The sequence below is a fragment of the Pseudomonas sp. CFBP 8770 genome (assembly GCF_014841705.1).
Lineage (GTDB): Bacteria > Pseudomonadota > Gammaproteobacteria > Pseudomonadales > Pseudomonadaceae > Aquipseudomonas.
In genome coordinates this window covers 1-20,739 of sequence record NZ_JACYUL010000005.1, presented here as the reverse complement: position 1 = coordinate 20,739, position 20,739 = coordinate 1, and the positions used below count along the sequence as shown (strand labels likewise).

Annotated in this window: 22 protein-coding genes; 4 read left to right on the top strand and 18 right to left on the bottom strand. The window is 60.7% G+C overall.

Going from position 1 to position 20,739, the window contains the following annotated elements; all coding sequences use genetic code 11:
- Positions 1-8: 8 nt before the first annotated feature.
- Genes sdhA through sdhC form a run of 3 tightly spaced genes read right to left on the bottom strand, consistent with a single transcriptional unit; the run spans position 9 to position 2,533 of the window.
- Positions 9-1,781 (bottom strand): succinate dehydrogenase flavoprotein subunit, encoded by a 1,773-nt coding sequence (gene sdhA, locus IFT98_RS12250; protein ID WP_122477298.1) that lies wholly within the window; start codon positions 1,779-1,781, stop codon positions 9-11.
- Positions 1,782-1,784: 3 nt separating this feature from the next.
- The gene (sdhD, locus tag IFT98_RS12245) at positions 1,785-2,153 is read right to left on the bottom strand and encodes a succinate dehydrogenase, hydrophobic membrane anchor protein (RefSeq protein ID WP_043190640.1); all 369 of its coding nucleotides are present in this window, start codon (positions 2,151-2,153) and stop codon (positions 1,785-1,787) included.
- A complete protein-coding gene (sdhC, locus tag IFT98_RS12240; protein ID WP_185793015.1) occupies positions 2,147-2,533 on the bottom strand; it encodes a succinate dehydrogenase, cytochrome b556 subunit in 387 nt (128 codons plus the stop codon). The genes sdhD and sdhC overlap by 7 nt, the downstream gene beginning before the upstream one ends.
- 349 nt (positions 2,534-2,882) lie before the next feature.
- On the opposite strand from sdhC, the gene gltA reads away from it, so the two are divergent.
- Complete coding sequence (gene gltA / locus IFT98_RS12235) at positions 2,883-4,172, top strand: citrate synthase (RefSeq protein WP_192048906.1); 1,290 nt, start codon at positions 2,883-2,885, stop codon at positions 4,170-4,172.
- Between the two features lie 48 nt (positions 4,173-4,220).
- On the opposite strand, the gene IFT98_RS12230 is transcribed toward gltA, so the two are convergent.
- From IFT98_RS12230 to IFT98_RS12190, 9 genes are all read right to left on the bottom strand, one after another.
- The gene (locus tag IFT98_RS12230) at positions 4,221-4,823 is read right to left on the bottom strand and encodes an START domain-containing protein (RefSeq protein ID WP_122477295.1); all 603 of its coding nucleotides are present in this window, start codon (positions 4,821-4,823) and stop codon (positions 4,221-4,223) included.
- A gap of 37 nt (positions 4,824-4,860) precedes the next feature.
- Complete coding sequence (locus tag IFT98_RS12225; RefSeq protein WP_122477294.1) at positions 4,861-5,112, bottom strand: YkgJ family cysteine cluster protein; 252 nt, start codon at positions 5,110-5,112, stop codon at positions 4,861-4,863.
- A 131-nt stretch (positions 5,113-5,243) separates the two neighbouring features.
- Complete coding sequence (locus IFT98_RS12220) at positions 5,244-5,753, bottom strand: translation initiation factor 2 (RefSeq protein ID WP_192048904.1); 510 nt, start codon at positions 5,751-5,753, stop codon at positions 5,244-5,246.
- Positions 5,754-5,826: 73 nt separating this feature from the next.
- A complete protein-coding gene (locus IFT98_RS12215) occupies positions 5,827-7,266 on the bottom strand; it encodes an aminotransferase-like domain-containing protein (protein ID WP_122477290.1) in 1,440 nt (479 codons plus the stop codon).
- A gap of 112 nt (positions 7,267-7,378) precedes the next feature.
- Positions 7,379-8,185, bottom strand: coding sequence for an OmpA family protein (locus tag IFT98_RS12210; protein ID WP_192049429.1), 807 nt, complete (start codon positions 8,183-8,185; stop codon positions 7,379-7,381).
- An 8-nt stretch (positions 8,186-8,193) separates the two neighbouring features.
- Complete coding sequence (locus IFT98_RS12205; RefSeq protein WP_446730831.1) at positions 8,194-8,547, bottom strand: DUF4398 domain-containing protein; 354 nt, start codon at positions 8,545-8,547, stop codon at positions 8,194-8,196.
- Positions 8,548-8,556: 9 nt separating this feature from the next.
- Positions 8,557-9,384: a substrate-binding periplasmic protein gene (locus tag IFT98_RS12200; RefSeq protein ID WP_192048902.1), complete on the bottom strand. Its 828-nt coding sequence runs from the start codon at positions 9,382-9,384 to the stop codon at positions 8,557-8,559.
- 111 nt (positions 9,385-9,495) lie between these two features.
- The gene (locus IFT98_RS12195; protein WP_122796362.1) at positions 9,496-10,440 is read right to left on the bottom strand and encodes an electron transfer flavoprotein subunit alpha/FixB family protein; all 945 of its coding nucleotides are present in this window, start codon (positions 10,438-10,440) and stop codon (positions 9,496-9,498) included.
- Positions 10,440-11,189: an electron transfer flavoprotein subunit beta/FixA family protein gene (locus IFT98_RS12190; protein WP_122477283.1), complete on the bottom strand. Its 750-nt coding sequence runs from the start codon at positions 11,187-11,189 to the stop codon at positions 10,440-10,442. Before IFT98_RS12190 ends, IFT98_RS12195 begins: the two co-directional genes overlap by 1 nt.
- Before the next feature lie 573 nt (positions 11,190-11,762).
- Between IFT98_RS12190 and IFT98_RS12185 the strand changes: the two genes are divergently transcribed.
- Positions 11,763-13,427: a 4Fe-4S dicluster domain-containing protein gene (locus IFT98_RS12185; RefSeq protein ID WP_192048900.1), complete on the top strand. Its 1,665-nt coding sequence runs from the start codon at positions 11,763-11,765 to the stop codon at positions 13,425-13,427.
- Between the two features lie 25 nt (positions 13,428-13,452).
- Positions 13,453-14,220 (top strand): SDR family oxidoreductase, encoded by a 768-nt coding sequence (locus IFT98_RS12180; RefSeq protein WP_122796359.1) that lies wholly within the window; start codon positions 13,453-13,455, stop codon positions 14,218-14,220.
- A gap of 5 nt (positions 14,221-14,225) precedes the next feature.
- On the opposite strand, the gene mrdA is transcribed toward IFT98_RS12180, so the two are convergent.
- The 6 genes from mrdA to IFT98_RS12150 all read right to left on the bottom strand — a co-directional run bounded on the left by mrdA (position 14,226) and on the right by IFT98_RS12150 (position 19,991).
- Positions 14,226-16,118 carry a penicillin-binding protein 2 gene (gene mrdA, locus IFT98_RS12175; RefSeq protein ID WP_192048898.1) on the bottom strand — a complete coding sequence of 631 codons (1,893 nt, stop codon included), beginning with the start codon at positions 16,116-16,118 and terminating at the stop codon, positions 14,226-14,228.
- A gap of 99 nt (positions 16,119-16,217) precedes the next feature.
- Positions 16,218-17,291 (bottom strand): AI-2E family transporter, encoded by a 1,074-nt coding sequence (locus IFT98_RS12170; RefSeq protein WP_192048896.1) that lies wholly within the window; start codon positions 17,289-17,291, stop codon positions 16,218-16,220.
- A 99-nt stretch (positions 17,292-17,390) separates the two neighbouring features.
- Positions 17,391-18,707 carry an ATP-binding protein gene (locus IFT98_RS12165; RefSeq protein ID WP_122796357.1) on the bottom strand — a complete coding sequence of 439 codons (1,317 nt, stop codon included), beginning with the start codon at positions 18,705-18,707 and terminating at the stop codon, positions 17,391-17,393.
- Positions 18,704-19,372, bottom strand: coding sequence for a response regulator transcription factor (locus IFT98_RS12160; RefSeq protein WP_122477273.1), 669 nt, complete (start codon positions 19,370-19,372; stop codon positions 18,704-18,706). The genes IFT98_RS12165 and IFT98_RS12160 overlap by 4 nt, the downstream gene beginning before the upstream one ends.
- Positions 19,372-19,683: a PepSY domain-containing protein gene (locus tag IFT98_RS12155; protein WP_122477271.1), complete on the bottom strand. Its 312-nt coding sequence runs from the start codon at positions 19,681-19,683 to the stop codon at positions 19,372-19,374. The genes IFT98_RS12160 and IFT98_RS12155 overlap by 1 nt, the downstream gene beginning before the upstream one ends.
- On the bottom strand, positions 19,683-19,991 hold the full coding sequence (locus IFT98_RS12150; protein WP_122715797.1) for a PepSY domain-containing protein: 309 nt from the start codon (positions 19,989-19,991) through the stop codon (positions 19,683-19,685). The genes IFT98_RS12155 and IFT98_RS12150 overlap by 1 nt, the downstream gene beginning before the upstream one ends.
- Before the next feature lie 234 nt (positions 19,992-20,225).
- On the opposite strand from IFT98_RS12150, the gene queD reads away from it, so the two are divergent.
- The gene (gene queD, locus IFT98_RS12145) at positions 20,226-20,582 is read left to right on the top strand and encodes a 6-carboxytetrahydropterin synthase QueD (RefSeq protein ID WP_122796356.1); all 357 of its coding nucleotides are present in this window, start codon (positions 20,226-20,228) and stop codon (positions 20,580-20,582) included.
- The last annotated feature ends 157 nt before the right edge of the window (positions 20,583-20,739 follow it).

Below are 20,739 nucleotides of genomic sequence, written 5' to 3'. Positions count from 1 at the left end.
GGCCACCCTCAGTAAGTCCGGATCTTCGGTTCCATGGTCGGAACGGTTTTCGGCGAGAAGTTCACGGCGCGTTTGGCAACACGTTTTTCACCCGGGAAGTACAGGGTGTGGCACAGCCAATTTTCGTCGTCGCGATCTTCGAAGTCTTCACGGGCGTGAGCGCCGCGGGACTCTTTGCGATGCTCGGCGGCAATCGCGGTGGCTTCCGCCACTTCCAGCAGGTTCTGCAATTCCAGCGCTTCGATCCGGGCGGTGTTGAAGCCCTGGCTCTTGTCGTTGATCTTGACGTTGGCGATGCGCTCGCGCAGGCCGGCCAGCTGATCGATACCTTTCTGCATGTACTCGCCGGTGCGGAACACACCGAAGTAGTTCTGCATGCAGCTCTGCAGCTCTTTGCGCAGGCTGGCAACATCTTCGCCCGTGGTGCGCGCATTGAGGCCGTCCAGACGCGCCAGGGCGACTTCCAGATCGGTGTCGCTGGCGCGGCGGTATTCGATGCCTTCGCTCAGCGCCTGCTCCAGGTGCAGGCCTGCGGCACGGCCGAACACCACCAGGTCGAGCAGCGAGTTGCCGCCCAGGCGGTTGGCGCCATGGACCGACACGCAAGCCACTTCGCCCACGGCGAACAGACCCGGGATAATGGCGTCGTTGCCATTGGCGTCCTGAGTGATTGCCTGACCGTGGATGTTGGTAGCGACACCCCCCATCATGTAATGACAAGTTGGCACGACAGGAATCGGCGCAACGGCCGGATCGACGTGGGCAAAGGTCTTGGACAATTCCATGATGCCTGGCAGGCGGCTGTGCAGCACTTCCTCGCCCAGGTGATCGAGCTTGAGCATCACGTGATCGCCATCCGGACCACAACCGTTGCCGGCGATGATTTCCTTGACCATCGACCGCGCAACCACGTCACGACCGGCAAGGTCCTTGGCGTTCGGCGCGTAGCGCTCCATGAAACGCTCGCCATGCTTGTTGATCAGGTAGCCGCCTTCACCGCGGCAACCCTCGGTGACCAGTACACCTGCGCCGGCGATGCCGGTCGGGTGGAACTGCCACATCTCGATGTCCTGCACCGGCACACCGGCACGCAAGGCCATGCCCACGCCGTCACCGGTGTTGATCAGGGCGTTGGTGGTGGACGAGTAGATACGTCCTGCCCCGCCGGTGGCCAACACGGTGGCGTTGGCGCGGATGTACGAGGTCTCGCCGGTTTCGATGCAGATGGCGATGACACCAACGATCGCGCCGTCCTGGTTCTTCACCAGATCGACCGCGTAGTACTCGTTCAGGAACACGGTACCGGCTTTCAGGTTGGCCTGGTACAGGGTGTGCAGCAGCGCATGGCCGGTACGGTCGGCAGCGGCGCAGGTACGTGCGGCCTGGCCGCCCTTGCCGAAGTCCTTGGACTGGCCACCGAACGGACGCTGGTAGATGCGACCCTGCTCGGTACGCGAGAACGGCAGACCCATGTGCTCGAGCTCGAAGACCGCTTCCGGGCCTACCGAACACATGTACTCGATAGCGTCCTGGTCGCCGATGTAGTCGGAACCCTTGACGGTATCGTACATGTGCCAGCGCCAGTCATCGTTCGGGTCGGCCGAGGCGATGGCGCAGGTGATGCCGCCCTGCGCCGACACGGTGTGCGAGCGAGTCGGGAATACCTTGGTGACAACGGCGGTCTTGTGACCACCCTGGGCCAGCTGCAGCGCTGCGCGCATGCCGGCACCACCACCACCAATGATGATGGCGTCGAAGGAAAGCGTACTAATGTTAGCCATGAATCAGATACCCCAAAGAATCTGCACACCCCAGACGAAGTACGCGAACATCGCGACGCCGCATACCGCCTGGAACAGGAAGCGTATAGCCGTGGCCGACTTGCCGAACGCCATTGGCGTCAGGTAGTCGGTGGCAATGGTCCACATGCCGACCCAGGCGTGGGCGCCGAGGGCGACCAGGGCCAGAAGGCTGAAGATGCGCATCCAGTTGCTGCTGAACAGCGAGTGCCATTGGGTGTATTCGATGCCTGGATTGGCAACGATGTAGCCGATCAGAAAAAGAAAATAAGCCGCGAGAACGACCGCAGACACACGCTGTGCCATCCAGTCATAGAGGCCCGAACGCGAAAGGTTCGTAACGTTGGTTACCATACCCAAACTCCTGCCAGAACGATCAGCACCACCGAGATGATGAGAACGATTTTAGAGCCCAGCTTGCCGCCTTCCAGCGTCTCGCCGATGCCCATGTCCATAATCAGGTGGCGCACACCGGCCACCAGGTGATACAGCAAGGCGGACAGCAGGGCCCAGATCACGAACTTGGCCAGCGGGCTGGTCATATACGCCTTCACCTCGCCGAAGCCTTCCTCCGAACCCAGGGATTTGCCCAATGCGTACAGCATGAGAGCGATGCCCAGGAACAGGATGACACCGGATATACGATGGAGAATGGACGTGTAAGCAGTGACAGGGAGTTTGATGGTCCTTAGGTCTAGGTTTACAGGTCGTTGGCTATTCACGGCTTTTTTCACACTGAAGAGCCCCTAGCAAGCAGGGCAAGTTGTAGGGAAGTGTACTGGTCAGGTACTCACCACCCAGGGAGTGACGACCCCGTCGAAATGGCTCGGAAAAGCCCCCGGCGGTCGGCTGCCGAGTATAGACAGTTAGGATACTAATGACAACGCACCACAGGCCCCGGACAGCGGATTGCGCAAGCGTGGCAAAAGGTTTGAACGGGGCGGAATTTCGCGAAAAAAGCGCGCTCGCGGCGCTCTGGAGCCTTACTTTAAGCAAATTGACATTCGAATTTATCTCACTATAGTGGTGCGGGCCCTGCGTGGGGGGTCTGTCTGATGATTCCAAGCATTAATAGGAGGCCACATGGCTGACAAAAAAGCGCAGTTGATCATCGAGGGCGCAGCCCCCGTCGAACTGCCGATTTTAACCGGCACCGTTGGTCCCGATGTAATCGACGTCAGGAGTTTGACTGCCACGGGCCGCTTCACTTTCGACCCAGGCTTCATGTCGACCGCCTCGTGCGAGTCGAAGATCACCTACATCGACGGCGATGCCGGAATCCTGCTGCACCGCGGCTATCCGATCGAGCAACTTGCCGAACAATCCGACTACCTCGAAACCTGCTACCTGCTGCTTAATGGCGAATTGCCTACGGCCGAGCAGAAAGCCAAGTTCGTCTGCAACATCAAGAACCACACCATGGTTCACGAGCAGTTGAAGACCTTCTTCAACGGCTTCCGCCGCGATGCCCACCCGATGGCCATCATGTGCGGCGTGGTCGGTGCGCTGTCCGCGTTCTACCACGACTCGCTCGACATCAATAACCCGCAGCACCGCGAGATCTCTGCAGTCCGCCTGGTGGCCAAGATGCCGACCCTGGCCGCCATGGTCTACAAGTACTCCATGGGCCAGCCCATGATGTACCCGCGCAACGACCTGTCATATGCGGAAAACTTCCTGCACATGATGTTCAACACGCCCTGCGAGATCAAACCGATCAGCCCGGTGCTGGCCAAGGCCATGGATCGCATCTTCATTCTGCACGCCGATCACGAACAGAATGCGTCCACCTCCACCGTGCGCCTGGCAGGCTCGTCGGGTGCCAACCCGTTCGCCTGCATCGCAGCCGGTATTGCAGCACTCTGGGGTCCGGCCCACGGCGGTGCCAACGAAGCCGTGCTGACCATGCTCGACGAGATCGGCGATGTGTCCAACATCGACACCTTCATCGCCAAGGCCAAGGACAAGAACGACCCGTTCAAGCTGATGGGCTTCGGTCACCGCGTCTACAAGAACCGCGACCCACGGGCCACGGTGATGAAGCAGACGTGCGACGAAGTGTTGAAGGAACTGGGCATCAAGAACGATCCGCAACTCGAACTGGCCATGCGCCTGGAAGAGATCGCCTTGACCGACCCCTACTTCATCGAGCGCTCGCTCTACCCGAACGTCGATTTCTATTCGGGCATCATTCTCAAGGCCATCGGCATTCCAACCAGCATGTTCACGGTCATCTTCGCCTTGGCGCGTACCGTGGGCTGGATCTCGCACTGGAAGGAAATGCTGTCGAGCCCCTACAAGATCGGCCGCCCGCGCCAGCTGTACACCGGCGAGAAAAGCCGCGACGTGACCGCTCTGGACGACCGCACCTGAGCCTTCGCGCCATAACGAAAGGCCGCCTCCGAGCGGCCTTTTGCGTTGTTACTGTTCCGCTTTGGCGCGCAATGCCTTGAGCGTATTGAACGGGGCATCCACGACGAACTTGTTGGCAAGCCAGGAGGGCACGCTGCCACCCGGTTCGGTGTGGACCTGGTAGATCACCTGGGTCTGATTGGCACCCTGGGGAACCATCTTCCAGAAACCCTCCACCTGAGCCACACGCACGAAGCCCTTCTCCTGCGGCACGTAGTCGGCCGCCCCGGCCAGATTGCGGGTGACGCTGCCGTCACTGCCATCGACCGTGGTGATATGCAGCACCGAGTCCCGCGGGGTGACCGGCCATGGCGTATTGAATTGGGTGTAGGTCCAGGTCTGGTCGCCTTGATGCTTGAGCAGCTTCTGCGCCTTGCACTCATGAATCCAGGTACAGGCCCCGGCAACGTCCTCCTGCATGGCTCGCAGCTTCGCCACGCTGGCCTTGATAGTGGTCTCGCCTCGATAGGCCTTGTACTTGGAGCCGGCAACTTCACTCAGGGAAACCTTGATCCCCTCCTCGTCCTTGGCCACCGACCACTGCTCGGCGTGGGCAGACAGGTGGACACTGCCCAGCAGGGCCACCAGCGCTATACGATGCATCGCTCTCATTGTTGTTGTTCCTTGTTGTCGAGGATCGAGCCTTTGCCTACGCGGTCATCTGCTCCCACCAGCCCAGGATGCGCACGGCGTCCTGGTCGCTGTCGCCACACACCTCGGGATCGGCATGAAATGCCGAGCACACGGCCGGCCGCTCGGGCAGGCCGAACAAGGCACACAGATTGTCCAGAGAAAGCTGCACGCAGCGCTGCCCGGCCGGCTTGCCCAGAGGCATGCCGGGGATAGGCGAACTGATGGAGGGGGCGATACAGCAGGCGCCACAGCCTTCGCGGCATTTCATGACGTCATGACCTCACAGGCACAGAGTGTTGTAGAACACCCATGGTAGTGACCCAACGAGCGTTTGAAAATGCCTGCGTCGATAATTCGGTCGCCTGAATCGTTACGGCAGACTGAAGGGGTCAAGGTCGTTCATTGCTTGAAGTTGAAGTCCAGGGCGGCGCCCTCGACTTCACGGCCGTCACTGCGCCGCTGCAACTGCATCTCGTTGTTCAGCAAGCGACCATTGAGCTGGAAATCTTCGCTGCCCTTGTCACTGAAGAAGGCCGGGAGAATCGGCTTGGGTGCAGGCTCGGCCAGCGGCGCAGGATGCACGGCAGCGTTGACGGGCTGGGTCGGCGGCTTGAGGTCCTTGACGATGTCCTTGGGCAGGCTCAGGTCCAGGTTGGGCTTGGGCACGGGCGTGGCAATGACATCCGCTTCCTTGCGCGACCGGCTCTTGGCAGCCTTCTTGCGAACCACAGGCTTTTTCGCGGCAGCCTTCTTCGCCACGGCGTTGGCCTTGACGGTCGACTTTGCAGCCTCTGTCGGACGTGATGCTGCCGACGGACTGTCCGGCGTCTGGGCATGAACGAAAGGCACGGCAAAGCAGCCCAGATTCAAGCAGAAAACCAGCAATGCGAGACAGCGCTTGGTGTTCATAGGGGCACGACAACAACGACGGAGCCTCTATGCTCCCTGTTCAGCGTCGCGCTGACAAGCCCCTCGAGCGCTTTCAATAGGAAACTCCAGACTCCTGGCACAATTGCCGCGCCAGCACACCGAGCGTTGCCAGTGCCCGCTCGGCCTCACGGTTCCATGGCACACCACAGTTGAGACGAATGCAGTGATTGAACTGCTCTGTATTGCTGAAGATCAGCCCAGGCGCAATGCTGATCCCTTGCTCCAGTGCACGTACATGCAGCTCCTGGGTGTTTACCCGCCCCGGCAGGCTCACCCACAGAATGAACCCCCCAGTAGGCCGCGTGATCTGCGTACCTTCAGGGAAGTGCTGCTGTACGGCCAGCTGGAACGCACTCAGATTCTTGCGGTACTCCTGGCGAATGAAGCGCAAGTGTCGGTCGTAGCCACCATTTTCCAGGTAACTGGCCACACCCATTTGCGTGACGCTGCAGGCCGAGTGCGTGCTGAACGTTTGCAAGCGCTGGACCTCCGCCTGGTATTTGCCGGCAATCATCCAACCGATGCGCACGCCGGGCGACAGGGTCTTGGAAAAGCTGGAGCAGTAGATGACATGGCCCAGCCGGTCGAACGCCTTGAGCGCCTTGCTTTTGCCCTGTTCGAACATCAACTCGCCGTAGATATCGTCTTCGATGATCTGGATATCGAAATCCGAAGACAGCCGCAGCAGTTGTTTCATACGCTCTTCGGGCATGGTTCCACCCAGCGGATTGCTCAACCGCGGCGTCAGTACCAGCGCCTTGATCGACCACTGGTTGGCGGCCAACTGCAGCGCTTCCAGACTGATGCCGGTGGACGGGTCGCTGGGAATCTCGATGACCTTGAGCCCGAGCAGATCCGCCAGCTGCAACAAGCCATAGTAGGTAGGTGACTCGGCCGCGATCAGGTCACCCGGCCGGGTGAGCACGCGCAGGCTCATCTGCAACGCATCGACGCAGCCATGAGTGATCACGATCTCCGAGGGATCGACCACCACACCGGCATCACGCATGCGGATCGCCACCTGCCGGCGCAGCGGCTCGAAGCCTGGGCTGAACATGTAGCTGAAGGCACGCGGGCTTTGGAAACGGGTGACTTTGGCCAACTGCTGATGCAGCGCGCGTACCGGTAGAAATTCGACATGGGGCACCGCGGCCCCCAGCGGAAATACACCCTCGCGACGGGATTCGTCGAGTACCTGCTGGATGATACTGCTGCGGGTGACCAACCCCGGACGCTCCACCCGGGCAATATCGGGTGTCGGCGCGGTCAGCGCCGGGGTCTGGTGCACGTAGTAGCCGGACTGTGGCCGCGCCCGAATCAACCCCTGATCCTCGAGGTTCGCGTAGGCCTGCAATACCGTGGCATGGCTGACATTGAGCTGGGCGCTCATCTTGCGCACCGAAGGCACGCGCTCGCCTGGCTGGTATACGCCGCGACGGATGTCATCAGCCAACTGCTGGGCGATACGCTGGTAGAGCAAGAGGTTGGTCATGGCCGGACCTTCGATGTGCCAGAAGACCCCTACAGATACGAACTGTACGGGGACAGCTGGCAGGATAGCAGAGCTGATCCTGCAACTGCACGGGCCACTTGCAACCTTGCGTTCAACCGCGGGGCAGTGCCAGCTCGCCCTTGGAATTGGAAAAGACGATCTCGACCCGACGATTCTGCGCCCTGCCCCGCTCGGAAGCATTGGCGTCCACCGGGTAGGCATCGCCATAGCCCTGTACCTGGATGCGCGATTCGTCGATACCCAGATCGACCAGCGTGTCGGCCACCGACTGCGCGCGGTCGGCCGAGAGCTGCAGGTTGAACGCTTTCTCTCCGGTGTTATCGGTATAGCCTTCGATACGCACCACGCGCTTGGGATTGAGCTGCAGGAACTGCACGAGCTTGAGGATCGTGCGATTGGCCTGCGGCTTCAGCTGGGCCTCACCGGTATCGAACAATACGTCGCCCAGGGTCATGACCAGGCCACGGTCCGCCTCGACGTTGGCCAGCGCCAGGATCTGCTCTTCCAGCCATTTACCCTGCTGCTGCACGCTTTCCAGCTTGGAGTCGCGCAAGGCCAATTGCAGGCGCTGCAGGTCCATCTGCGCCTTGGTCAGGCGCTGCTGGTTAAGCAGCTGCTCGCTTCGCTCGCGAGCGATCTCGCTATAGCGCAGGCTCAAGTAGGCATAATGCTGGGCGTCGCTGCCGGTGCCCCAATAGCTGGCAAGTCGCTCGGCACGGGCCAGTGATTCGCCTGCACGGATGACATCCTTGGGTGCGCTGCGCAGCACACTGGAATCATCGCGCACGGCCTGGAAAGCGGTCTCGGCCCGCTGCACCGCCTCGCTGTTGGCGCGCTGGCTGGAGCAACCCGCTGTCATCAAGCCGGCGGCCAGCAACAGCCCCGCGCGCATTGCCATCAACTGCTTCACTGCATGTCCCCCAATTGTTTACGCAGGCGCTGGATACGAGCGTCCAGAACCTTGAGCTGCTCCTGCCCCTTGGCGGTCAACAACTGATCCTCGGCCAGGCGCGCATCCAGCTCAGCTTGTTCGGCGTTGAGCCGAGCGCCCTTGTAATTGCCGTCAGCCATTTGCGCACGAGCCTCGGCGAGCTTCCCAACCGCCAGCTGCATGGCCGGGTTTTCTTCTGTCGCACCGACGGCTCGCGCCTGGTCTACGGTCTGGTCGGCCAGGCGCAATTGCTGCGTGGGCGCCGGATCACTGGCGCAACCTGCGAGCAGCAAGAGCAGCGAACCTGCGGTCATAGCTTGAACGTTCACGAAAAATTCCTACTGTTGAGGGGCTGCAGGCGGGGGCGATTGCTGGGCTTTCCAGCGCTCGACATTGCGCGAGAACACCTCGGCCGGGATACCTGAAGCGGTCAATTCTGTCATTTTTTTCGCCAGCTGTCCGCGCAGCCAGGCATCGTTGCAGGCGGAGTCGTGAGACAGCGCCAGGTACAACCCCGGCCGGTCAACGGGTAGCTCGCTGCTTTGCAACTTGTCGCCCACACCCTGTGCCTGAGCCATTGCTGCCCCGGAATAGCGTCCGGCGATTACGTATTCGACCTCACCACGTACCAGCCGGTCGAAGGACTGCTGCAGGTTCTCGGTGGTGGCGAGTTTCAGGTGTTCGGCGGCCAGGGTCATGAATGCCTGCGTCGGCCGTGCCTTGGCCGATATGGCCCCGGTGTGACCGTGCAGGTCGGCGAGGCTGCGATACGGCAACGGCGCCGAACGCAGCGTCCATACCAGGTAATCGTTCGGAACCTGCGCAGGATGCACGTAATCCAGCGACTCGAGTTCGCTCACGGTCAGTGGCGCGTCCACCAACAGGTCCATTCGCCCGCTGCGCACTTCTTCCAGCGCCTGCGAACGTTTGCCTGCATAGAGGATGTCGATTTTGACGCCGATCTGGGTCGCCACCTGCTGCAGCAGCTCGGCGTTGACGCCGATCAGGCGCTCGGGGTCCCCTGGGTCCCGCCACAGATACGGCGGTGCGTCGGGACTGCCGCTGGCAATCAGCCGTTCACACTTGCCTGCCCCCTGCGCCGCCAGCGGCAGCAGCGCGGCAGCCACGCACAGCGCCGTACGGCGAAGACCGCATTGTCCAGTCATGCTCAACCTCTTGCGCCCCTGTCACATACAAAAAAGCCTGGTCGCTGCGCGTTGCCCCATGGGCAACAGACCGCGACCAGGCTTGAATCAACCGCAGTCGAAACCGCTAAGTCAGACCAGCTTCTCGAGCTCGGGGACCGCTTCGAACAAGTCCGCGACCAGGCCGTAATCAGCGACCTGGAAAATCGGTGCTTCCTCGTCCTTGTTGATTGCGACGATCACCTTGGAATCCTTCATGCCCGCCAGATGCTGGATGGCTCCGGAGATGCCCACGGCGATGTACAGCTGCGGCGCGACGATCTTGCCGGTCTGCCCGACCTGCATGTCGTTGGGCACGAAGCCAGCGTCAACGGCTGCACGCGACGCACCCACGGCGGCGCCCAGCTTGTCGGCCAAGGTGTACAGGTGCTTGAAGTTGTCGCCGTTCTGCATGCCGCGACCGCCGGATACGACGATCTTGGCAGCGGTCAGCTCGGGACGATCGGACTTGGCCAGCTCTTCACCAACGAAGCTTGATTTGCCAGCGTCGTGGGCCGCGCCTACCGCTTCCACGGTAGCCGAACCGCCTTCGGCAGCGACGGCGTCGAAACCGGTAGCACGCACGGTGATGACCTTGATGGAGGCACTGGACTGCACGGTGGCAATGGCGTTGCCCGCGTAGATCGGACGCTTGAAGGTGTCCGGCGATTCAACCGAGACGATCTCGGAAATCTGGTCGACGTCCAACTGGGCAGCCACCCGCGGCAGAATGTTCTTGCCGTTGGCGGTCGCGGCGGACAGCACATGGCTGTAGCCGGAGGCCAGCTCGACGATCAGCGGCGCAACGTTCTCGGGCAACTGATGCGCATAAGCGGCATTGTCCGCTACCAGCACCTTGCTCACGCCGGCGATCTTGGCGGCGGCTTCGGCAACACTGGCGACCTGCACGCCGGCGACCAGTACGTGGATCTCGCCGCCGATCTTCTGCGCAGCGGCCACGGTGTTCAGGGTCGAAGGTGCAACACCCGTGTTTACCTGACCTTCGGTTACATAATCGGCGATAACCAGGATAGTCATTAGATTACCTTCGCTTCGTTTTTCAGTTTTTCGACCAGTTCGGCAACCGACTTGACCTTGATCCCGGCACTGCGAGTCGCCGGAGCCTCGACCTTGAGGGTCTTGTTGGTGGAGGTCACGGATACGCCGAGCGCCTCGGGCGTGAAAGACTCGAGGGGCTTCTTCTTCGCCTTCATGATGTTGGGCAGGGAGGCGTAGCGCGGCTCGTTCAGACGCAGGTCGGTGGTGACGATGGCCGGCAGGGTCAGGCCAACGGTCTGCAGACCGTCATCGACCTCACGCGTGACATTGAGCTTGTCGCCAACCACTTCCACCTTGGAGGCGAAGGTGCCCTGTGCGTATCCGCTCAGCGCAGCCAGCATCTGGCCAGTCTGGTTGTTGTCGCTGTCGATCGCCTGCTTGCCGAGGATCACCAACTGCGGCTGTTCCTTGTCGACAACGGCCTTGAGCAGCTTGGCCACGGCCAGGGCGTTCAGTTCCTCGGCGTGCTCGATCAGTATTGCCCGGTCGGCGCCCAGGGCCAGCGCAGTGCGCAATTGCTCCTGCGCAGTGGCCGGGCCAACGGTGACCACGACGATCTCGCTGGCGATGCCCTTCTCTTTCAAGCGCACGGCTTCTTCAACAGCGATTTCGCAGAAAGGGTTCATCGACATCTTGACGTTGGCAAGGTCGACGCCAGAGTTGTCCGCCTTGACGCGAACCTTGACGTTATAGTCGACCACTCGTTTGACAGCTACAAGAACCTTCATGGATTCCTCGTTACTCTCCGGTGAAAAGAATGTCGCCCAGGCAGACCGGACGATGACGTGGGCGCAAGGGCACCATTGAAACGTTTGCAGCGTTGCGAAGTGCTGGCAAAAACCTGATTTTTCAAGACCTTGACCAGCAAAACGGGGCAGCCTCCAACAAGTATGACGTGTAAACTCGACCGCGTGTGCGTCCGGCGTATGCAAACGGCTCGGGATCGGGTCGAGATTCGATGCAACCGGTACTGCGCGCGGCAACTGCACCGAACATGAAGCTGGCCGTATCTTGACCGCTGTGCCCTGACCGGTCAATACGCGGAACTCACCGGTCACGCCCCCTGACCACCTTGATTTTACTGGGCTGCAGCGGATTCAAACAAACGTTTGTATTGGACCTGCCAAGTGGTGTAGATATACTGCCCACAAGCATATCCTCGCCTGCAGCTGCCGAGATGCAGTAGTGCCCGCACGGATCACCGCACCGCAATGTCGCGCATGACCGCTACACACCGGATGACCGTTCCGGCAGCTTCACCCATTAGAAAGGCCTGATGAGCCCTGAGTAGGAGAGACCCCGTGGAACGCGAATACATGGAATTCGACGTCGTCGTCGTCGGCGCAGGCCCTGCCGGCCTGTCCGCCGCATGCCGACTGAAGCAGAAAGCCGCCGATGCCGGACAGGAAATCAGCGTCTGCGTGGTTGAAAAAGGCTCCGAAGTCGGTGCTCATATCCTCTCCGGCGCGGTCTTCGAACCCCGGGCGCTCACCGAGCTGTTCCCGGACTGGAAAGCCTTGGGTGCGCCGCTGAACACCCCGGTGACCCGCGACGATATCTTCATCCTGAAGAACGCCGAGAGCGGTTCCAAAATCCCCAATGCCTTCGTGCCCCAGACCATGCACAACGAAGGCAACTACATCATCTCCCTGGGCAACCTGTGCCGCTGGCTGGCTCAGCAGGCGGAAAACCTGGGTGTCGAGATCTATCCGGGGTTCGCTGCCCAAGAAGCATTGATCGACGAGCAAGGCGTGGTACGCGGCATCATCACTGGTGACCTGGGCGTGGATCGCGAAGGCAAGCCCAAGGACGGCCTGTACACACCCGGTATGGAACTGCGTGGCAAATACACCCTGTTCGCCGAAGGCTGCCGCGGCCACATCGGCAAGCAACTGATCGAGCGGTTCAAACTCGACAGCGATGCCGACGCGCAGCATTACGGGATTGGCCTGAAGGAAATCTGGGACATCGACCCCGCCAAGCATCAGCCTGGCCTGGTCGTCCACACCGCCGGCTGGCCGCTGGAAGTCATGGGCACCGAGAACACCGGCGGCTCGTTCCTCTATCACTTGGAAAACAACCAGGTGGTGGTGGGCCTCATCGTCGACCTGTCCTACGCCAACCCCTTCCTGTCGCCTTTCGACGAGTTCCAGCGCCTCAAGCACCATCCGGTCCTCAAGCAGTACCTGGAAGGCGGCAAGCGCGTCAGCTACGGCGCCCGCGCCATCTGCAAGGGTGGCTTCAACTCGCTGCCCAAGATGGTCTTCGCCGGCGGCGCCCTGATCGGCTGCGACCTGGGCACCATGAACTTCTCCAAGATCAAGGGCAGCCACACCGCCATGAAATCCGGCATGCTCGCCGCTGAAGCGGTTGCAGATGCGCTGTTCCAGGGCTCGGAGGGCGGTGATGTGCTCGACGGCTACGTGTCCGGTTTCAAGGCCAGCTGGCTGTATGAAGAGCTGTTCGCCAGCCGCAATTTCGGCGCCGCCATCCACAAGTGGGGAGCCATCGTCGGTGGCGCCTTCAACTTCGTCGATCAGAACCTGTTTAAGGGCAAGATCCCCTTCACCTTGCACGACAACAAGCCTGACTACGCCTGCATGAAGCTGGCAGCGGACAGCAAGCGCATCGACTACCCCAGGCCTGATGGCAAACTGAGCTTTGACAAGCTCAGCTCGGTGTTCATCTCCGGTACCAACCACGAAGAAGAACAGCCGTGCCACCTCAAGCTCAAGGACCCGAGCATTCCCATCGGCAAGAACCTGCCGCTGTACGATGAGCCTGCGCAACGCTACTGCCCGGCCGGCGTGTATGAGGTGATCACCCAGGAGGACGGCGCCAAGCGCTTCCAGATCAACGCCCAGAACTGCGTCCACTGCAAGACGTGCGACATCAAGGACCCCTCGCAGAATATCGTCTGGGTGGCACCCGAGGGCTCGGGCGGACCTACCTACCCGAACATGTGATCCTTCAGCTACGGCAGGAGCGGATATGCCCAAGACCACGATGTTCGACCTGGATGGCAAGATAGCGCTGGTCTCCGGCGCCAGCCGCGGGATTGGCGAGGCCATCGCCCGCTTGCTTGCACAGCAGGGGGCGCATGTCATCGTCGTCAGCCGCAAACTGGAAGGCTGTCAGCGCGTCGCCGACAGCATCAACGCCGGCGGCGATCGAGCCACTGCGATGGCCTGCCACATCGGCGAACCGGAGCAGATTACGGCGCTGTTTGCTGCCGTCCGCGAAACGTTCGGGCGCCTGGACATTCTCGTCAACAACGCCGCCACCAACCCTCAGTTCGGCAGTGTGCTGGACGTCGACCTGGGCGCGTTCCAGAAAACCGTGGACGTCAATATCCGCGGCTATTTCTTCATGTCGGTGGAGGCTGGCAGATTGATGCGCGAACACGGTGGTGGCAGCATCATCAACGTGGCGTCCATCAACGGCGTGTCACCCGGCATATTCCAAGGCGTCTATTCCATGACCAAGGCGGCGGTGGTCAACATGACCAAGGCCTTCGCCAAGGAGTGCGCCGGCTTCAACATCCGCTGCAATGCCCTGCTGCCGGGGCTGACCGACACCCGTTTCGCGTCAGCCCTGGTCGAGAACCAGGCCATCCTCAAGACGGCGCTGGCGCAGATTCCGCTCAAACGTGTCGCCCAGCCCGACGAAATGGCTGGAGCCGTGCTGTACCTGGCCAGCCCGGCTGCCAGCTACACCACGGGCACAGCGCTGAACGTGGACGGTGGTTTCCTCTGCTGAAGCGGTCAGACCTTGGGATCCGCAGGCGCCTTGGTCGGCGCCGCGTACTTGGGCTTCAGGTGACCTTCGCTATCCAATAGCCAGGCATCCATGATCTCGCGCACCACAGGCCCGGCTACACGCCCGCCGGCCTCACCGTTCTCGATCATCACTGCCACCACGATCTTTGGCCGATCGGCCGGCGCGAATCCGACGAACAAGGCGTTGTCGCGGTTGCGCTCGAGCGTTTTCAGCCGGTTGTAGCGCTCACCCTGCTTGATGGCAACCACCTGCGCCGTACCCGACTTGCCAGCGATCCGATACTGCGCTCCAGCGGCAGCCTGACGGGCGATGCCGCGTGGATCGTGCATGACCAGTTGCATGCCGTGGTTGACCTGATCCCACTCGCGGTTGTCGCGCAGCACGATATTGGGAATCGGGTTGTCGTCCACCGGCACCTCTCCCCCCACCGTCTCGGCCAGGTGCGGTCGGCGCCACACGCCCTTGCTGGCGATCAGCGTGGTGGCCTGGGCCAACTGCAGCGGAGTGACCTGCATGTAACCTTGGCCGATGCCCAGGATCAGGGTCTCGCCCGGGAACCACGCCTGACGCCGCGTGGCACGCTTCCACTGCTGGGACGGCATCAATCCTGGCGCTTCCTCGAACATGTCCAGCGAGACCTTCTGGCCCAGGCCGAAGCGGGTCATGTAGTCATGCATCCGGTCCACGCCCAGTTTGTGTGCCAGGTCGTAGAAATAGGTGTCGTTGGAACGCATGATGGCCGCGTCCATGTCCACCCAGCCATCACCACTGCGGTTCCAGTTGCGGTACTTGTGATCGTAGTTGGGCAGCTCGTAGTAGCCAGGGTCGAACACACGTGTCTGCGGCGTGACTGCACCGCTGTCCAGGCCGGCGATTGCCACTTCCGGCTTGATCGTCGAGCCAGGCGCGTACAAGCCTCTGAGCACCCGATTGAACAGCGGCCGGTCGATGGAATCGCGCAACGCCGCGTACTCCTTGAAGCTGATACCGGTCACGAACAGATTGGGATCGAAGCTTGGCTTGCTGACCATTGCCAGCACATCGCCGGTTTCCGGGTCGATGCACACCACCGCCCCGCGGCGGTCGCCCAGAGCCTTCTCAGCGGCTTCCTGCAGATGCACGTCGAGGCTCAGCACGATGTTCTTGCCCGGCACCGGGTCATGGTGGTTGAGCACCCGCATGACCCGCCCCTGGGCGTTGGTCTCGACTTCTTCGTAACCCACCTGGCCATGCAGCTGGGTCTCGTAGAAGCGTTCGACACCGGTCTTGCCGACCGACTGGGTGCCCCGGTATTGCGTCTGGTCCAGCGTCTTGGACTCTTTCTCGTTGATCCGTCCGACGTAGCCTACCGAATGGGCAAAGTGCTCCTTGCGCGGGTATTCGCGCACGAACTGCGGTTCAACATCGACGCCCGGCAGCAGGAATTGATTCACCGCGATCTTGGCGATCTGGTTTTCGTTCAGTTCATACATCAACGTGACGGGTTCGAAGGGATGGCGTACACGCTTTAAGTCCTTGTCGAACTGTTTGCGCGCCTCATCGCTGAGTTCCAGCACCTTGGCCACCTCATCGAGCACCTGCGCAGTATTGCCGGCGCGCTCGCGCGTGAGGGTCAGGTTGAAGCTGGGTCGATTGTCGGCCAAGACCACGCCATTGCGGTCGTAGATCACACCGCGCTCTGGCGGGATGGGCAACACATGCACCCGGTTGTTCTCGGACACCGTCGAGTTGTAGGTGAACTCGATGACCTGCAGGAAGTACAGACGCCCGACCAGGGCAATGCTCAGGGCCAGCACCAGCAAGGCGCAGGCGATCAACCGACGGTTGACCAGGCCTTGTTCCTTGCCATGATCTTTGAGAGGAATGGGCTGGGGCATGCGGACCGCTCTGAAAAAGCGCCGATGGTAACCAAGCAGGCCCCTGCCCTCAAGCGCCGGCTCCCCCGGGCTGACCAAGGGAGTCGGACAGTGCTGCCGTCAGGTGCGATCCTGGGGCAAACGCACCTGGCGCTTGGTGCTGACGAAGATGCCCCAGCTGGACATGAACAGCGCCGCGATCAACGGACCGATAACGAAACCGTTGAGCCCGAAGACTGCCAGGCCGCCCAGCGTCGAGACCAGGATCAGATAGTCCGGCATCTTGGTGTCCTTGCCTACCAGCAGTGGGCGCAACACGTTGTCGACCATACCGATCACCAGTATGCCGAACAGCGTCAGCGTCACCCCCTGCCAGATGTAACCGCTCAGCAGGAAATAGGCGGCTACCGGCGCCCAGACGATACCTGCTCCGACAGCAGGCAACAGCGACAGGAACGCCATGAGCACGGCCCACAGCAACGCGCTGGGAATGTCCAGGAACCAGAAGATTATCCCGCCCAGGGCACCTTGGGTGACCGCAACCAGCAGATTGCCTTTCACCGTGGCGCGAACCACACGGTTGAACTTGAGCTGCAAACGGCGCTTCTGCTGCTCGGCCAGCGGGATCGCCGTGCGGATCTTGCGCGACAGGTCCGGGCCATCACGCAGGAAGAAGAACAGCAGGTACAACATGATGCCGAAGCTGATCACGAAATCCAGCGTACCCTGGCCGAAGCTGAAGGCCTGTGTCGCGAAATACTGGCTGCCCTGCATGGCACCTTTGGCGACCTTGTCGCGCAGGCCCTCCAGGTTGCCCATGCCCATGCGATCGAGCAGTTGCTGCCCGGACGCCGGAAGCAGTTGTTTGAACTGGTCGATATAGCCCGCCACGTCGAGCTGGCCGTTCTCGATGTTCTTGTACAACACCGCACCTTCCTGAACCAGCAAGGCACTGATGATGATCACCGGCAAGATGGCAATGATCAACGTGATGGTAAGGGTTATCAACGAACTGACGTTGCGACGCCGATTCAACTTCCTCATGACCAGTCGCTGCAACGGCGCAAATACGATACCCAGAATCACTGCCCAGAAGACCGCGCCGTAGTAAGGCAGAAGAATCCAGATGAAAGCGATGGTGACCAGGATCAACAGTAACAACAGCGTTTTGTTTTGCAGGTTGGTTTCGTTCATGTTCGATCCATGTCGATGAGCTACAGAGCCGTCATTCGGCTCTGTGGATTAGTCCTCCCGGCTGCGCGCTAGTTTAGTCTTCGCCAAGATAAATCCGCGTCAGACGCGTTTATCCAACTCGACAGTGACGCGCAACCCACCCAGAGGGCTTTCCGACAGGCTCAAGCGCGCAGACCAGCTTTCGACGATGTCCCGCACGATCCCCAGCCCGAGGCCGTGACCATCGACCTGCTCGTCAAGCCGAGAGCCGCGATCCAGCACCGCCTGGCGCGCATCTTCGGGGATACCCGGACCGTCATCGTCCACCCAGACGCTGTACCCATGCTCATGCTCGACGATCGTCAGGCAGACCTGCGCATCAGCCCACTTGCAGGCGTTGTCGAGCAGGTTGCCGAGCAGTTCCAGCACGTCCTCCCGATCCCACGGCAGGCGAACATCCGCGGCCACCTCGTAACTCAGGCTCAAGTGGCCGCCATGGATCATTTCCAGCGTGGCAAACAGACCTGGAATCTCTCCCGAGCAATCGAACTGAACACCGGGCAGCGCGTCGCCGGCCAGACGCGCGCGGTTGAGTTCACGACTCAGCCGCAGCTGGATGTGCTCCAACTGCTCACGCAACAGGCGGCTGACTTCCGGCTGGTCCCGAAGCCGCTCACTGCTGGCCAGGCTCAACAGCACAGCCATCGGCGTCTTCAGCGCGTGCCCCAGATTGCCCAGCGCGTTGCGTGAGCGCTTGAGGCTATCCTCGGTGTGCAACAACAGATGGTTGATCTGCGCGACCAGAGGCTCAAGCTCCACCGGTACTGCACTGTCCAGCTGCGAGCGTTGACCGAGCTGCAATTGCGCGATCTGTTCGCGCGTGCGCTCCAGCGGCTTGAGCGAACGTGTGACCGTGATGCGCTGCAGCACGAGCACTGCAATCAACGCAGCCAGCCCCATGCCCAGACCAATCTGGCGTACCCGTTGAAAACTGGTACGCACCGGCGTGTAGTCCTGGGCGACGATGATCGACAGCGGCTGCCCGAGTCGACGGTAATCGGCACGCAATACCAGCAGCAACTGACCCTCCGGACCCAGCTTCAAACCCGAATACAGCCCTGACTGATCCGGTACGGGCAGCTCCAGATCCCATAGCGAACGCGACCGCCAATGCCCATCGGGAAAGTCTATCCGGAAGTAGTGCCCGGAGAACGGCCGTTCGTAGGCGGGAGAAATACGGTGCTGATCCAACTGCAGACCTTGTGGCCCACGCTGCATGGCAACCAGAAGGTTCTCGCTTTCGTTGCGTAACCCCGCCTCCAGATAGCGCTGCAGGCCCATCTCGAACAACCACAAGCTCAATTGAGCGAGGACCAGCCCCACGATCACCAGAACACTGATCAACCCGACGCTCAACCGCGCCTGGATGGATCTCACTGCACGACTCCAGCGAAGCGGTAGCCCTGCCCTCGGCGGGTTTCGATCACACTGCGACCCAGTTTGCGTCGCAGATGGTTGACGTGAACTTCCAGCACATTGGAATCGCGCTCGGTTTCGCCGTCATACAAATGTTCGGCCAGATGGCCTTTGGAAAGAATCTGCTCCGGATGCAGCATGAAGTAGCGCAACAGGCGAAACTCGGCAGCCGTCAGCTGAATATCGACCCCGGCCTGCTGCACGCACTGGCGACCCTCATCCAGATGCAGACCGGACGCTTCCAGGCGCGGCATGTTGGACAAGCCACGGGCGCGGCGCACCAGTGCCTGAGCGCGCAACTGCAGCTCCTCAGGGTGGAAGGGCTTGGTCAGGTAATCGTCGGCCCCCGCTTTCAACCCTTCGATCCGCTCCGCCCATGAGCCCCTCGCGGTCAAAATCAGCACGGGGGTAGAAAGGTTGGCCGCTCGCCATTGAGCCAGCACCTCGAGCCCGGGCAGGCCGGGCAGTCCAAGATCGAGGATGATCAGATCATACGGTTCGGTCTGTCCCTGATACACCGCATCTCGACCGTCCGCCAGCCAATCCACAGCGTATCCCTGGCGACTGAGGCTGGCGCTCAGCTCATCGGCCAGGGGGACGTTGTCTTCCACCAACAGCAAGCGCATCAGTCATCTTCCTCGTCTTTAAGCAAATCGCCTGTGGCCGCATCCAGCTTTATCTCGCGAACGACACCTGCCGTAGTCAGCAACTCGACCTCATACACCAGCTTCTGTTGCTTCTCTTCCAGCTCGGCCTCCAGCAGACGTGCTCCCGGGTAACGCGCCATGGCCTGACCGAGCAATTGTTCAAGGGGAAGGATCACACCTTCCTGTCTGAGTCGCAGCGCTTCATCCTGGTCCAGATCGCGAGCCACGGCCAATGAGCAGAACGCCAGCAGCCCGACCATCATTGCGCGACCCGCTGGCGATATGTTCATTAGGTGTCCTGATGGTCTTTGAGCACTTGGCCGGTGGTTGCATCAAGTTCCACATCCCACTCGACACCCTTGTTGTCGCGCAGCTCGACTTGATAGATATATTTGCCGTATTCCTCTTCCAGCTCGGTCTCGTGGATAGTGCCGCCTGGATGCTTGGCCAGTGCCGCAGCATTGAGCTTTTCGAACGACTGGATGGTACCAGCATCGCGCAGGCGAAGCGCTTCGTCGGGTCCCAGATCTTTGGCCTGGGCACTGATGGCCACGAAACTCATGGAAGAAGCGAGCAGCAGAGCAGTCAGAGTTTTCATTTGGTTCACCTTCGGTATGTGTGGGGTATATAGGCTTTACGAGAGACACAATACCGAAGGTGACTTAACTCAAACTTAATGGCACAACGCTAGCTTGTCGATGATCTCAGCGCTGTATTGCCTGTGCGCAATCCCGCTGGATCAATGCCGCCCCCGCCTGCCCAAGCCCACTTACCATGCAGCTTGGACACCTGATAAACTGCAGCACTGCCTCATCAACACATTGGAACACACGTGGAAATTTTCAAGGAATTCACTTTCGAGTCTGCCCATCGGCTTCCTCACGTACCCGAGGGGCATAAATGCGGTCGCTTGCATGGCCATTCCTTCAAGGTCGCCGTCTATTTGAAAGGCGACATTGATCCCCATACCGGCTGGATCCGCGACTTCTCCGAGATCAAGTCGATATTCAAGCCGCTTTACGAGCGCCTTGATCATAACTACCTGAACGACATCCCGGGCCTCGAAAATCCAACCAGCGAGGTCCTGGCGAAATGGATCTGGCAGGAGCTCAAGCCGCTGTTGCCCGAGCTTTCCAAGATCCGCATCCATGAAACCTGCACCAGTGGCTGCGAGTACACCGGCGACTGATCTGCGCGATAAAAAAACCACCCGGCCGGGTGGTTTTTTTTGGCTTGTCGGTTTTTTCAAGACAAAAACAAAACCCCTACCTGCTCGCGCAGATAGGGGTTTCGGAATTTAATCTTGACGATGACCTACTCTCACATGGGGAAACCCCACACTACCA

Coding starts and splice junctions, on each gene's coding strand:
- IFT98_RS12170 (WP_192048896.1), bottom strand. CDS start 17,291: ATGAACGAAACCAACCTGCAAAACAAAACGCTGTTGTTACTGTTGATC.
- IFT98_RS12190 (WP_122477283.1), bottom strand. CDS start 11,189: ATGAAGGTTCTTGTAGCTGTCAAACGAGTGGTCGACTATAACGTCAAG.
- IFT98_RS12215 (WP_122477290.1), bottom strand. CDS start 7,266: ATGACCAACCTCTTGCTCTACCAGCGTATCGCCCAGCAGTTGGCTGAT.
- IFT98_RS12160 (WP_122477273.1), bottom strand. CDS start 19,372: ATGCGCTTGCTGTTGGTGGAAGACAACGTCCCCCTGGCCGATGAGCTG.
- IFT98_RS12220 (WP_192048904.1), bottom strand. CDS start 5,753: ATGAACACCAAGCGCTGTCTCGCATTGCTGGTTTTCTGCTTGAATCTG.
- IFT98_RS12180 (WP_122796359.1), top strand. CDS start 13,453: ATGCCCAAGACCACGATGTTCGACCTGGATGGCAAGATAGCGCTGGTC.
- IFT98_RS12200 (WP_192048902.1), bottom strand. CDS start 9,384: ATGACTGGACAATGCGGTCTTCGCCGTACGGCGCTGTGCGTGGCTGCC.
- IFT98_RS12195 (WP_122796362.1), bottom strand. CDS start 10,440: ATGACTATCCTGGTTATCGCCGATTATGTAACCGAAGGTCAGGTAAAC.
- mrdA (WP_192048898.1), bottom strand. CDS start 16,118: ATGCCCCAGCCCATTCCTCTCAAAGATCATGGCAAGGAACAAGGCCTG.
- IFT98_RS12210 (WP_192049429.1), bottom strand. CDS start 8,185: ATGGCAATGCGCGCGGGGCTGTTGCTGGCCGCCGGCTTGATGACAGCG.
- IFT98_RS12225 (WP_122477294.1), bottom strand. CDS start 5,112: ATGAAATGCCGCGAAGGCTGTGGCGCCTGCTGTATCGCCCCCTCCATC.
- IFT98_RS12150 (WP_122715797.1), bottom strand. CDS start 19,991: ATGAAAACTCTGACTGCTCTGCTGCTCGCTTCTTCCATGAGTTTCGTG.
- sdhD (WP_043190640.1), bottom strand. CDS start 2,153: ATGGTAACCAACGTTACGAACCTTTCGCGTTCGGGCCTCTATGACTGG.
- IFT98_RS12230 (WP_122477295.1), bottom strand. CDS start 4,823: ATGAGAGCGATGCATCGTATAGCGCTGGTGGCCCTGCTGGGCAGTGTC.
- sdhA (WP_122477298.1), bottom strand. CDS start 1,781: ATGGCTAACATTAGTACGCTTTCCTTCGACGCCATCATCATTGGTGGT.
- IFT98_RS12155 (WP_122477271.1), bottom strand. CDS start 19,683: ATGAACATATCGCCAGCGGGTCGCGCAATGATGGTCGGGCTGCTGGCG.
- gltA (WP_192048906.1), top strand. CDS start 2,883: ATGGCTGACAAAAAAGCGCAGTTGATCATCGAGGGCGCAGCCCCCGTC.